Annotated in this window: 11 protein-coding genes and 1 pseudogene; 6 read left to right on the top strand and 6 right to left on the bottom strand. The window is 34.8% G+C overall.

The window, feature by feature from the left end; genetic code table 11:
* Positions 1-25: 25 nt before the first annotated feature.
* The 3 genes from KHA87_RS00870 to recJ are packed head-to-tail and all read left to right on the top strand — an operon-like array spanning position 26 to position 3,538.
* Positions 26-1,489, top strand: a complete 1,464-nt coding sequence (locus KHA87_RS00870; protein WP_213092241.1) for a recombinase family protein — start codon at positions 26-28, stop codon at positions 1,487-1,489.
* A gap of 11 nt (positions 1,490-1,500) precedes the next feature.
* Positions 1,501-1,881 (top strand): hypothetical protein, encoded by a 381-nt coding sequence (locus KHA87_RS00865; RefSeq protein ID WP_213092240.1) that lies wholly within the window; start codon positions 1,501-1,503, stop codon positions 1,879-1,881.
* Complete coding sequence (gene recJ / locus KHA87_RS00860) at positions 1,871-3,538, top strand: single-stranded-DNA-specific exonuclease RecJ (RefSeq protein WP_213092239.1); 1,668 nt, start codon at positions 1,871-1,873, stop codon at positions 3,536-3,538. Before KHA87_RS00865 ends, recJ begins: the two co-directional genes overlap by 11 nt.
* Positions 3,539-3,585: 47 nt before the next feature.
* Here the strand turns inward: recJ and KHA87_RS00855 are convergent, their stop codons facing one another.
* The 4 genes from KHA87_RS00855 to KHA87_RS00840 form a co-directional block, all read right to left on the bottom strand.
* A complete protein-coding gene (locus KHA87_RS00855; RefSeq protein ID WP_213092238.1) occupies positions 3,586-4,482 on the bottom strand; it encodes a MerR family transcriptional regulator in 897 nt (298 codons plus the stop codon).
* A 162-nt stretch (positions 4,483-4,644) separates the two neighbouring features.
* Positions 4,645-5,790 carry an SAVED domain-containing protein gene (locus tag KHA87_RS00850; RefSeq protein ID WP_213092237.1) on the bottom strand — a complete coding sequence of 382 codons (1,146 nt, stop codon included), beginning with the start codon at positions 5,788-5,790 and terminating at the stop codon, positions 4,645-4,647.
* Positions 5,783-6,256, bottom strand: coding sequence for a type II CBASS E2 protein (locus KHA87_RS00845; RefSeq protein ID WP_213092236.1), 474 nt, complete (start codon positions 6,254-6,256; stop codon positions 5,783-5,785). Before KHA87_RS00845 ends, KHA87_RS00850 begins: the two co-directional genes overlap by 8 nt.
* Positions 6,246-7,379, bottom strand: a complete 1,134-nt coding sequence (locus tag KHA87_RS00840; protein ID WP_213092235.1) for a nucleotidyltransferase domain-containing protein — start codon at positions 7,377-7,379, stop codon at positions 6,246-6,248. The genes KHA87_RS00845 and KHA87_RS00840 overlap by 11 nt, the downstream gene beginning before the upstream one ends.
* A gap of 437 nt (positions 7,380-7,816) precedes the next feature.
* Here KHA87_RS00840 and KHA87_RS00835 point away from each other — a divergent pair, with 437 nt between their 5' ends.
* Entirely contained in the window at positions 7,817-8,800 is a 984-nt protein-coding gene (locus tag KHA87_RS00835) for a type II toxin-antitoxin system PemK/MazF family toxin (protein WP_213092234.1), read from the top strand.
* A 499-nt stretch (positions 8,801-9,299) separates the two neighbouring features.
* Here the strand turns inward: KHA87_RS00835 and KHA87_RS00830 are convergent.
* Positions 9,300-10,097, bottom strand: a pseudogene (locus tag KHA87_RS00830) (SpoVR family protein); the annotation flags it as partial.
* Between the two features lie 159 nt (positions 10,098-10,256).
* On the opposite strand from KHA87_RS00830, the gene KHA87_RS00825 reads away from it, so the two are divergent.
* Positions 10,257-10,535 carry a hypothetical protein gene (locus KHA87_RS00825; RefSeq protein WP_213092233.1) on the top strand — a complete coding sequence of 93 codons (279 nt, stop codon included), beginning with the start codon at positions 10,257-10,259 and terminating at the stop codon, positions 10,533-10,535.
* Between the two features lie 182 nt (positions 10,536-10,717).
* Here KHA87_RS00825 and KHA87_RS00820 read toward each other — a convergent pair whose 3' ends face one another.
* Positions 10,718-11,917: an MFS transporter gene (locus KHA87_RS00820; RefSeq protein ID WP_213092232.1), complete on the bottom strand. Its 1,200-nt coding sequence runs from the start codon at positions 11,915-11,917 to the stop codon at positions 10,718-10,720.
* Between the two features lie 383 nt (positions 11,918-12,300).
* Between KHA87_RS00820 and KHA87_RS00815 the strand changes: the two genes are divergently transcribed.
* Positions 12,301-12,561 carry a YhdB family protein gene (locus KHA87_RS00815; RefSeq protein WP_213092231.1) on the top strand — a complete coding sequence of 87 codons (261 nt, stop codon included), beginning with the start codon at positions 12,301-12,303 and terminating at the stop codon, positions 12,559-12,561.
* Positions 12,562-12,564: the final 3 nt, after the last annotated feature.

The following is a 12,564-nucleotide window of genomic DNA, read 5'->3' as shown; positions in this document are numbered from 1 at the left end:
GACAAACAATCTTGGAGGAAAATGTATGAATGACCGTTTGAACGAGGGCACCCGATCGATCGCATTATATTGTCGTGTATCGACAGATGAACAGGCAAGAGAAGGAGTTTCATTAGACGAACAACAAGAGAGATTAACGTCCTATTGTCGAGCCATGGGATGGAGTGAGGATCCCATTGTTTTCGTGGAAGATGGTTATTCTGCCAAAAACATGGACCGTCCTCAGCTCATTAAACTTTTATCATTAGTCAAAAAGGGTGTTATTTCAAAAGTTTTAGTGACAAAACTTGATCGAATGAGTCGCCGATTAAAACATTTACTCGAAATCATTGATTTATTTGAGGATTATAAGGTGTCTTTTATATCCATCAGTGAATCATTTGATACACATACTCCATCAGGACGTCTCACCCTTCAGGTATTGGGGGCTGTCGCAGAATTTGAACGGGAACGAATTCGAGAACGTGTATTTGAAAATATGCTGCACGGGGCTAATCATGGCAAGTGGCTCACACAAAGTCCATACGGATATGATTTGATCAATAAAGTGCTAGTGATAAATGAAACGGAGTCCAAAATCGTAAAGAGGGTTTTTGACTTATATCTACATAATGGTCTCGGTTTTTACTCCATCGCAAAACTGTTAAATGAAGAAGGGATTCCTTCCAAGCAAAAAAAGGAATGGTCCATCCGCGCCATTAAATTGATGCTGACCAATCCCGTCTATAAAGGAACACTGGTATGGAACCGTGTGGACAGAAGTCAAAAAAAACAGGTTGAAAAGGATGTGGATGATTGGGTGATAGTTGAAGACGCACATGCATCCATTATTGATGAAAATACATGGAATGCCGTTCAAAAAACGATGGACCGAAAACCTGTTCACTCAAGGGCTAAAACAAGCCCACATTTATTGGGAGGCATATTAAAATGCGGACTATGTGGGGCAGGGATGAGTATTAGTTGGTCGGGATCCAAAAATAATCGAAAACGAGTGTACCGATGTTCTGCTAATAAAAATAAAGGAACGTGTACAAGTAAATCGTACAATGCATCTGACGTTGAACATTGGTTTAAACAAGGATTACTAAAGCTTTCTAATGCAGTCGATCAATCCTATGTTTACCTTATTGTGGACCAAATCCAGAATGAACAGAAACACGAAATCCAGCAACAGATACATTCCGCCAAAAATCGTTACAAACGAAAAGTGGAGGCTTACACAGCGGGGTTAATTGAAATAAAAGACTTACAAGAAGAAAAGGAAAGAATGGAGAGAATTGTAAAAGAAACGGAAAACTTAAGTACTACGACATCTATTAATACTTCTGAACTTCAAGAAAAACTAACCAATAAATTTCAGTCGGTCATCGACGCCGTTAATACTCTTCCAGTTGTAGAGGCAAAGTCGCTTGTTCGAACATTAGTGGATAAAGTCATTTTGTTTGAAGAAAAAGATATTGAAATTGTTTTGCAAATACCATCTTAGAGGTGAGTCCAGTGAAAGAAATATCCCTTAAAGAAATAATGGATACGGGCTGTTTTGATAACGTATTGAAAATAAAACTGTTATTCATTAGGAGAAAAAAATCAGGTGATATTTTTTATCGGGAAAACATGAGTAAGCTGCCATACGACCAACCATTTGAATTTTACTTTCATGCCACAAAAGGGAGCATTACCTATCAGAATGCCTTTCCCATTCCCACCTGCCAGTACAAACGCTGGATGGGAAAAGAAATCACACTACAAAATCTTCTACCCTATTATCAAATGTATTATGAGACAGACGGTACCATGGATTTGGATTACTCCCTATCCCATTATAATGGTGAAAAGTATATATGGTTTTATAAAGAAGGAGTTAATTATGAATCCTAGTTGGCTCCCATTCGATTCATCCATTGAGCAGCACCCAAAATATCCATACATCATGTATGTATCGAGACAATATAATATTGACCCGATGCTGGGACACTATTTATTTTTTCATGGATACGATAATGAAGAAAAGGTTCAAAAATTTTTTTATCCCGATCTTTCAAGAGATCTTCATGATCCATTTTTATTGAACGATATGAAGAAAGCCATCATACGGATCATTAAAGCCATCAGGCAAAAAGAAAAAATCCTGATATTTGGTGATTACGACTGTGACGGCATGACATCGACATCATTATTGTATCTAGCCCTAAAGCATTTTAACGGCAACGTTTCTTATCGATTACCCCTAAGGTCAGAAGGCTATGGTCTGTCAGGACAAGCAATGAAGCAGGTGAAAGAAGGTATTTCCCTTATCATTACGGTGGATAATGGGACAAGCTCTCATGAGGCAATGAAAGTAGCAAAAGAAAAAGGGATCGATGTCATTGTTACGGACCATCATGAGGTATTGGGACCTTATCCGAATTGCTATGCTTTTATTAATCCGAAACGCCATGATACCACCTACCCTTTTTCTTCTCTTTCTGGAGCAGGCGTTGCCTTAAAAGTGGTACAAGCCCTTTATTTTGCTGCGAATAGAGAATTTGACGATCACTTTTATTCCTACATCGAATTAGCAACACTAGGAACCATTGCCGATTTAATGCCCATTACAGATGAGAACCGAACTATTTGTAAACTCGGAATTAAAAAAATGAACCTGAATCCAAACCCTGTTTTTAAAAAAGTCTTTGAAAAATCGTTTGTGAAACAGGTGGATAGTTCTACAATCGGATTTACATTGGGACCGATTTTCAACTCCTGCGGTCGTATTGGTAATCCAAATCTTGCGGTTAACTTGCTAACTAATGAAGATGTGAATGATTCCCAAATTAAATCCTTTATACAGTTAAATGAAAAACGGAAGGCATTAACAACACAGCAATTTACTTTAGCCGAAAAGCAAATAAGCGGTTTTCAACTTCATAAGGATAAAGTAATAGTGGTATTTGATGATTTTCATAATGGTATTATCGGAATTATTGCTGCGAAGATTACAGAGAAGTATAAAAAACCTTCTATTGTGATTTCTAAAAATGGAACGGGTTCAGCTAGAAGCGTAAACGGAACGAACTTCTCCATTATTAATGTTATCCGTAATTCATCCCAGCATCTGCTAAAATACGGAGGACATCAGGCAGCGGCAGGTCTATCGATTGAACCAAAGGAAGATACGATAATCAGTTTCCGAAATAGCATTCAGGAGGCTTCAAATTCTGAAGTGTTAATGAAACCTGTCATCCATTACATATGCAAAATGGATGTTCATCACTTTTCAAATGAGCTATATGAAAATGTAAATTTTCTTGAACCATATGGAGTGAACATTCCAAAACCATTATTTTATTGTCATTCGCGCTCTATTCCTACAACAAGTTTTTTCGGCAGTAACAATGAGCATCTAAAGCTCTATTATAGAAAGAAGGAAGCAATTGCTTTTTATAAGGGTAAGGATATTAAAGCGTATTCCAAAAAAACAAATATCCATGCATTATATACAACATTTAATACCGACCTTAAGAACTTCATTATTCACTCTCTGAAAACCGAATAATGTGAAAAAGGATAACAACGAATGCTATCCTTTTTTCATTGCGGGTTTTATGTTTGTGGTTGAAGATTTTCAAGGTAATATTGAATAACATCCTTCATGAAGCGTTTTGGTTGTTTGTATTCATTATTTTTAGGTGTTATAAAAAAGGTACCATCGTCTGAAAGAAACTCTTCTTTTATTTTATTATCGACTGCAATATGCTTATAAACCAAAGAAAGGTGTTCTTCTTTTTTATTTTCCTCTACCTGGAAGTCTAATTCGGATAAAATGTCCTTACTTAGGTCTTTAAACTCGTCATACGTTAAATTGATGTTAACTTCTTTTTGACTGCTTGTTGAATTGACTTTTGTGTTTTTTATTTGTTCTTTAAATTCTTCCATTTTATCATTTAGCTGTTCAGTTATGCCGTCAATTTTATAATTTATTTGTTCTGTTATCCTATCGATTTTATCATTTAGTTGGTTTAGCATCTCCTTATCTACAAGGTGGTGATCATTTTTAGCCAGAACTTGTTTATTTTGTTCGATAACTTTGTTTAAAGACTTTTGTAATATATTGAACTTATTTTCTAGTTCAGTGATTTTGCTTTTTACATCATTTAATTCTGTGTCTTTCTCCTCATTACTTGCTTGTTCATCTTCATCTTCGTCCTCATCGTCCTTGTCCAATAATACTGGAGAATTCTCCTCTTTAAACAAATTTAATCGAACATCTTTGATGTAATGATCATAATAACCATTCATAACCATCTCTAGCCCTGGTCTTTGCTCTTCTATAAAATCAAATAAATCATCTTCAGCGACCCGATAGCCATCCTTTCGATTATCAGTTCTTACTGCTCGGATTTTCCCTTCTCGAATCCATCTAGTTACCATCTGCTGTGAATCGGTTATATAGTATTTCTGAAGTATGGCAAGGACTTCGTGAACATTGTATTCCCTCAACTGTATTTCCCCCTAATAACGTTACTTGAGTAACTATATGAGGGAAATGCAAAAAAAGAACAAAAATGAGTAGCTCTGTAATCATAAAAAATAGCCAACCCAATTGCGGGATGACTATAATTTTTATATAGTTTAGCTTTAAGAAATTTAGATAATAACACATTAAAAAGAGTGAACATGTTGTTTACCAAGTGATAATGCAAATTTAAATCCACCCAAATCTCGATTTTCATCATAAATAATAAGTGGTAAATCAGCTTTCGGCATCCAAACCCGTCCAAATTCAATTGCTGTGGATACTGGCATTGCAGGAAAAACATGGATGGCACTTTCGTGTCCGTGAATCGATTTAATTCTATTTAATAGCTCCCTTACTCTAATTCGAAACATCTTTAATTGATCGCTACTTTTTAAGAAATCATTATACGGCGTTGGTATGGTAACTTTCCAGATTGATGTTTCTGTCCCTAGAACTTTTATTATTCTATGATTATCTATCGATGCACTTAAAGAAATATTTAGTGCTACATTTTGATGAATAGTATTAGGTTCCTCCACTATAAAATCAAAGCTTTCTGCATCCTTTTGCCACTTCCATCCAGCTGGTTCACGAAGTAATTGATATACATCTGTCGGACAAATATCAGAAATTAATGAACCCATCTCAATAAGTAAAGGCTGTGGCGCCAATGCAAAAACTGATAAATGATTTATATCTCCTAGTTCTAATCGTCTTTTAACTTTATCTGAAAACTGACTCCTCAAATGTTGACTTTCAACAGTCCAATATAATTCTTGATTGTCTTTAAAGGAACTATTTCGTAAACTCAATTCGATTGCTGGTTTTTCCGCAGGATATTTAGTTGGTAACATCGCTGATACCGTTCTATCCCAATGTATTGGTGAAGAGTGCTGACCTACATTTGCTCCATAGAATAGTACATAACTTTTCATATCTTCTCCAATAGATGTGACCATTTCAATTTTTTCTTCATGTTTTCTCTTCATTTCTCTTAAAAGCTCGACAGGATGCCCTTCCACATCCTCTTTATCAATTAATCTATGATGTTTATCGCATAACAGCATGAGATTTGAAATATCCTTTGCTAATTGTTCAGAAAGTATTTCATGACCTCGCGGACCATTAGGACTATCAGCAATAATATGTGCGATGTATGCAGCATTAAATTCCCATTTGGTTAAAGTATCTACCCAAAGTGGTTCATTACATCCCTCATACTGGCATCGCCCAGCAGCTTTTCCCCAGAGTCTAATTTTCACTTTTTCAGGAATATTTGTTTTAGACATTAGATTCCACCTTTTTAGCAGCTATTTTATTTTTTTTACGCTTGGCAACAATATGCTCTCCGCCACCTAACCACTCTCCAGTTGCATGCCACATTTCGTAATAGTACAGCCAAAGAGAAGTCCACGGTACAATGGTTTCAGCAATCAATTTTTCTTTTGTCCATTCTTTCTTTTTCGGTCTGAACAAGCATAATTTATTTTCTGGATAGACATGCGGTATGTTTTCATTTCCTCTTTTTTGGACCTGTGGAGATAGAACAATTACATCTGGGCGAGGCATGTCCAAAGAATATGTGATTTGAACTGTGTATTTTTTGCTTAATTCTGTTGGTTGCAATTCACCAGTCCAAATACAGGTATTCTTTTTCCACTCCACCGTGAAGTCTGGAAATAGTTTTTCCATGGCGACGATCTGTTGGGAGATAGGTATATACATTTTTTTAAACCGTATTCTTTTAGCTGCCATAAAAAGTATTCGCCTTTACAGAAGTGGCATGATTTTCTTTTGTTGCAGCCACTAAGGAACCAATTCCTGTTATGGCAAGCCGATTGTGTTTTCTTACTTTAGAAACATAATCAGCTTGATCTTTAAACGATTCGATTGTTACATTTTCTCCAAACATTACTTTAAGTTCCTCCGCTATTTCTTTTATGCCGCTTAATTCATTTACATAATCCCATTTCTTCTTAAAATAGCGAATAAATTTCAAGAAGGATTTATACAAATCTGGATTTTCATCCCATCGCTCACTTAAATCTTCTTTCTCATTTGTCGGATTTAAAACCACTAATCGACCCCCATCTCTTGGAAGGTTGAATAAAATGGATTCCAATACATGTGAAATGGTTTCATTCACTGAACTTTGTCCTGAATAGTACTTTCCTGCTAATGTTGTTAAGACAATACTGATAGGTGCTGAATCAGGATCTATCTCAAAATAAATATCACGGTATCGTTTCATTAATTGAACCGCACGTTTTAATGGTGCCTTTCTTTCTATATGGTCCTCATCTGGTAATGGCTCAATTCCTGCTCTTACTTCAAATAATGCTTCATTAAATTGCGATGATCGCTCATTAAACCAGGATGTATAGCCCTTAGGGTTACTATCTTTCCATTCTTTTGCTTTTCTGTCGGGAACTTTAATTTTTGTATTGAAGGATTTGTCCAAAGGATGTGCTGGCAAAATATCCATATGGAATTCATTTGCATAATTTAATCGAATGCATCGATTTTTCCTTTCAACCATACCTTCGTATGTTTTATTTTCCTTGAGGCGTTTTTCAATGGAGTCTAAAAGTTTCAGTGGGTCTTTTCCTTGCCAACTTTGGTTAATTTGGCAAACCAAATCTAGGTCGAACTCTTGTTTAGATAAAGGTTTTACCGTTGTGCTAATGCTTAGTGATCCTTGAGGGTAAATCTCAATCATTGAATTACCAAAAAGAATTTCATCTTTTGATAACCATGTTCCAACTGCATTATATCTTTGTTCGGCAAGTTCTCGTTGTGTTTTACTAATTTGAAGCTTTGTACCAATCCGTTGCAATAAATCATCCAAAAGGTTATTCGCAGAAAAAATATCTGTCATAGATTCTCCTCTCCAGGAAACCGAATGTTCGTTCCTAGTTATTTACTACTAGATTATATCTCTATTGGTTAGAATTGGTCAAGTATAAATTCAATATATTGATATTATTTAATCACTTCCGCACTATATATAGTGAAATTTCATATTCATATTGATCAACGGAATAAGTTAAATGAATAACGAATGGCACTTAAAGCTCAAAGCATGGAATCATTTTCTTGAAATTTTGAAATAACTTCTGGGAGGATGATTTAACCTTTAAAAATTTCAAAAATGTTTCTTCCAGCTCCAAAAATTTAAAATCCATATAATCTTAGGATAGTATTTTTCTTTAGCATTCTAAACAAATAACTATAACTTATATTGAATTTTAAAACCTTAAATTCCCTATAAATTGTTTTTATGATTTAATAATATTGGGAGGGGGTTAATCGCAAATGAGTTTAGAAGAGAAAATAAAAAAAATATTAGAAGAGAATAGTGAAATCGTTCAGTTAATTAATGACGCAGCAGACGACAGTAAACTATTAAATGGATTAAAGGAATCTCAAATCCAACTTCTTCTGAAGAAAATATCATCAATTGAAGATGATCATAGAACCTTAAACAGAGAAATAGTAAATCGAGAAACATTACTAAGGAGGGTAAATTCTTTTATTGATTGTACTTTAACGAAAGATCGAATAGATGATCAAGATGAATCTGGAAATTCTAAGACACCAACACAATATATTCCTCCATTAGTAAAAGGGCAAATTGTTCAAGTTAAATTTTCTGGAGTAGGTAGTGAAACAGACGACAAACACTTAGCAATTGTATGGAACACTCTATATAATCGAGATCAAGTTGTCGTTATTCCAACTACAAGTATGAAACCGAAAACAAAAGAAAGAGAATATTTCTTTAACATTGGGCTTGTTCCCCCGCTTTATAAAGAGAACGTAGTTTGTATAGATCAGATTACCTCAGTAAGCCGTAAAAGAATAATAAAGGATGCCTTTTTTAATGGGACATCAATGGAAAGCGCATTCTTAGATGATCCACAATTATCTAGGATTGAGGATGGATTTCGATTGACTTGGCTGAGTGATAAATCACTTTTTCAATATTTAATTGAAAACAACGTTAAGGACATACCTGAATTTAGTGACTTTGAAGCCCAAATTGGTCATTTTTGGAGACCGTTTAGAAAAATGACTTATGACAAAGTAAATAAAATATCTAGGTATCAACTTTACAATTCTAATGAAACATATGAAATAAAATGGAAACAAACAACTCTTACGAAATCTCAAAGAAAAAAATTGATAATGAATATGGCTTATGCGATTGACCAAACAGATGAAAAAGGAAAAATTATTACCGTACGTTTAGATGTTAAGAAAGATGTTTATAATGAATTATTACAATCAATAAAATAAAGTAAACAAAACTATTGACAGAAATTAAATATACTAATAAAATGTAAACAAGTACTACTACTAGTCTAGGGGGTTCCCTAGGAAGTAAACTACATACTTGTGCCTGGAGTAAGGCATAAAAAAGGATTCCTCTTTTGAGGGTCCTTTTTTATATACCCAAATCGCAAATATCTTCTTCAATAAAATTCAAATAATAAGTTAAAGGTTCTCCACATAACCTACATTGTATTAGTGCTTTGCTTGTTTTCAATCTTGATAACTCAATTCTAGCGGACTCTTCTGAAATAGCTTGCACTATATTCATAAGCGACCTATTTTGACAATCTTTTTTTGAACAACACGCTGAGACAAAACACTTCATAATTTATCCCCCTCGTTATTAAAGTTTTTCTTTAACTATTATTTATTCATGTTTTCGTAAAATCTTTCTCAAAAATATGGGTCAAAATATTCTTTATAAATAATTTGTCTTAAATCTGGTTATTTTAACACCTATGCGATACGAAGCCCAGCCTTCATTCATGATTTTAGTTTCCAGCTGCGGCCAGAAATAGAGCATTTCCTCACGAATCATCGTCATAATATCCCGTTGCCAATCCGTCAGCTCGCGGCTATATTGTTCAATAAATAGCATAATGTCCTTTTCAGGCTGCGGCGGGAAATTCTTTTTCTTCTTTTTCTTTATTGTATTTTTATTTCGGTCATCAATGGACCATAAATCATCATAAGGTGTTGAAGCTGGACGCTCTTCCTCCTCCCATTCATCCTCCTCGGTACTCCAAGATAAGGTTGGTCTCATTAAGGAGGGATCAATATGCTCTTCAATGGACAAAACGGCATCAATAAAAGTTTCTACCTCTCCTTTGCCGTATCTTATCTCATATGCGCGAATTCGTTCAGCAGTGGCCGCCATACTTTCAACCATATCCCGCTTTGTATTTCGAAAACGTATATTATTTTTAAAAAAGTCACAATGCGCCAGAACATGAGCGACAATAAGCTTATTTTGAATTAATGAATTGGAGTCAAGCAAAAAAGCATAACAAGGATTGGAATTAATAACAAGCTCGTATATTTTGCTGAGACCTAAATCATAATGTAGCTTCATTTTAAAAAACTGCTTTCCAAAACTCCAATGGGAAAAGCGTGTTGGCATTCCATAAGCACCAAATGTGTAGATAATATCTGCTGGACATATTTCATAGCGCATCGGATAAAAATCCAGGCCAAAACCACTTGCTATCTCTGTTATTTCCGATATTGCTTTTTCTAAAGCTTTCTTTTCTTCCGGATTCATCCACGTCTCCCCTTTCACCAACATCGTTATAAGGATTATGCTCTTACAACAATGTATGAAAAAACAGCGGAAATCATGTAGTACAATTATTAACTTTCCTAATTTATCATTATCCATTGGTATAATGTATGCTAGTATTAGGTAGGAGGTTGAAAATAGATGTGGTGGCTTTATATAGTTGTTTTAATCATACTTATTGTCGGGACCGTAATTGGTTCACGTTATTCCATTAAATTATTTAAGGAAAATCATGCAAAGAAATTTCTGCCTTTTGGAGTTGCCTTTCTGATTGCGGTAATTTCGGAGATTATTTATTTGATTGTTTCCAAAAAGGCTACACTCGACATTGATATTTCCTTAAGCTGGATGATGTTAAATATGGGATTATTTTTTGCATCCGGAATTATATATTTTTCCGCATTCTTAACAAAAAAATAGCGAACTGAGTGGTTTTAGCCAATCAGTTCGCTTTTTTTAGGCTCTTTTCTATAACCCATGTGCTATTGGTAAAAAACATTTATCCATCCTTATATTAGTGAAGAATAAATAATTATCTTAAGAAAAGATGCCCGAATTCATGGAGAACAATAAACGAAAAGTAATATACGATAACAACCTTTTTATATATTTTTCCTTAATAAATATACCGGAAAAACACTTATGAACAGTAGAATAGAGGCGATAATATAAATATTTCGGACACCAACTACCTCGACAACAGTACCTGAGAGCAGCGATACAATTCCAAATGTAAATGTAGTAATGGCTCCTTGAGCAGAATATACCTTTGGTAATCGTTCCACATCCGTTTTTGTTTGGATTAACGTCTGTAATATCACTGCCTTTTGCTGGTCAAAGAGACCGAAAACAAAAGATAATGCGAGTGCAAGTACGGGAATATCATTTATTCCAAATGCAAATGTTGCACAAGCAGTACATATACTGCATATGATCAATATTTTCGCTTGATAAATGCGGTAAAAACCATGAAATTTCAGCAAAAGTACGCTTGCAATAATTAGCCCTGCGATAAAAGCACTATTGATAAAACCCCACCATTCTTCTCCAACATGCAACTGCTTTTGAACAAACAAGTACATGATGGCAGCTATCCAGACAACGCTCGCTATTGTTTCCACCCAGCTTATCAGCTGAATTTGCCGAAGTATTTTATTGCTCCACAATTCCTTCCAACCTGCTGAGAGCTGCTCGATATATTTCGTAATACTTTGCGGACTTGATTTCCCTTTATATTTTTCATTATAAAAAGGGATACTATACATAAAAAATGTGCTAATCATATAGAAAAGCGTTGTCATTCCTAATGTGCCCGCCGGCTGAATGATTGCAGTGACAATACCTCCTGCTGCCCATCCGGTGAATTGTATCGATTGCTCTAAGGTTGATAAAAATCCGTTTGTTTTCATCAATTCTTCTCTTTTAACAATGGATGGAACAAGGGCATTGGAGGCAGGAAGCGCCCATCCGTCTAAAAAAGCAATGAAAGCAGCTAATAAAAAGACTATCCAAATGAATGGAATGCTTTTTAATACGACTAAAAATAAACAAAGCATTAAAACAGTTTTTAATGCCTGTGAGGTTGCCAATAAATGTTTTAATGTGTATCGATCCAGTAATATCGGAGCAATTACACTGCTGATAAATTTAGAAAAGGTAATAACAAAAGGGACTAATGTCATCTGAAATGCTGATCCAGTTGTTTGATAAATGGCAGCAATTAATGCCACAATATATAGAACATCACCAGCATTTGCAAAGGACTGTCCGACCCATAGATAACGAAAGGCTTTTGAACGCAAATTAATTCCTCCTACATTTTTATTCAATTGTCGTTATATAGAGGAATTAAATCACATTGGATGAAAACACCTTTCCAGTTTGTAGGCTCATTTCATAAACTTTATGCGAGTTCAGAGCAACAGCTTACTATTGGTACATAAGAAAAGCAGCCCTAAGCTAAGAAAAACAACAATCTATAACGAAAACTACCATTAATTATTTTATCATATTCCTCGATGGAAAATCCTTACTTGTTTTCGCATTTTCCAATCCAATTCCCCCAACTTTTACTGCGACACAAATTCGCTTCATTGCATACACTATAAACAACTCCTAAATGGGAAGCTTTCATTTGACAGAATATAAATTCCGTTAAATGCAGCAGTGAGGGAGGGAAATTAAAGTGAACATTGTAGATTACGACCGTGCTCTTTACTATACTCATCGTTCACAGTGGGATAATCTGCTAATTTTGATGGTCAGAACAAAAGATGATATGCTTTCAAAACGAATAGAACGTTTATTACATGCTTATCACTTTTCACATGATTATTCTGTTATAGAACGAAATTTGTATTCCCTCCTTCGGTACATTGACCATGCCAATGATGTGGGAAAACAGACAGAACTTGACGACCATCATGCTTATATCTATATGACTTAAATA

Source organism: Bacillus sp. FJAT-49736, assembly GCF_018343615.1.
Lineage (GTDB): Bacteria > Bacillota > Bacilli > Bacillales > Bacillaceae_C > Margalitia.
The sequence above is the reverse complement of the archived record's forward strand: the minus strand, read 5'-3'. Positions and strand labels throughout refer to the sequence as shown.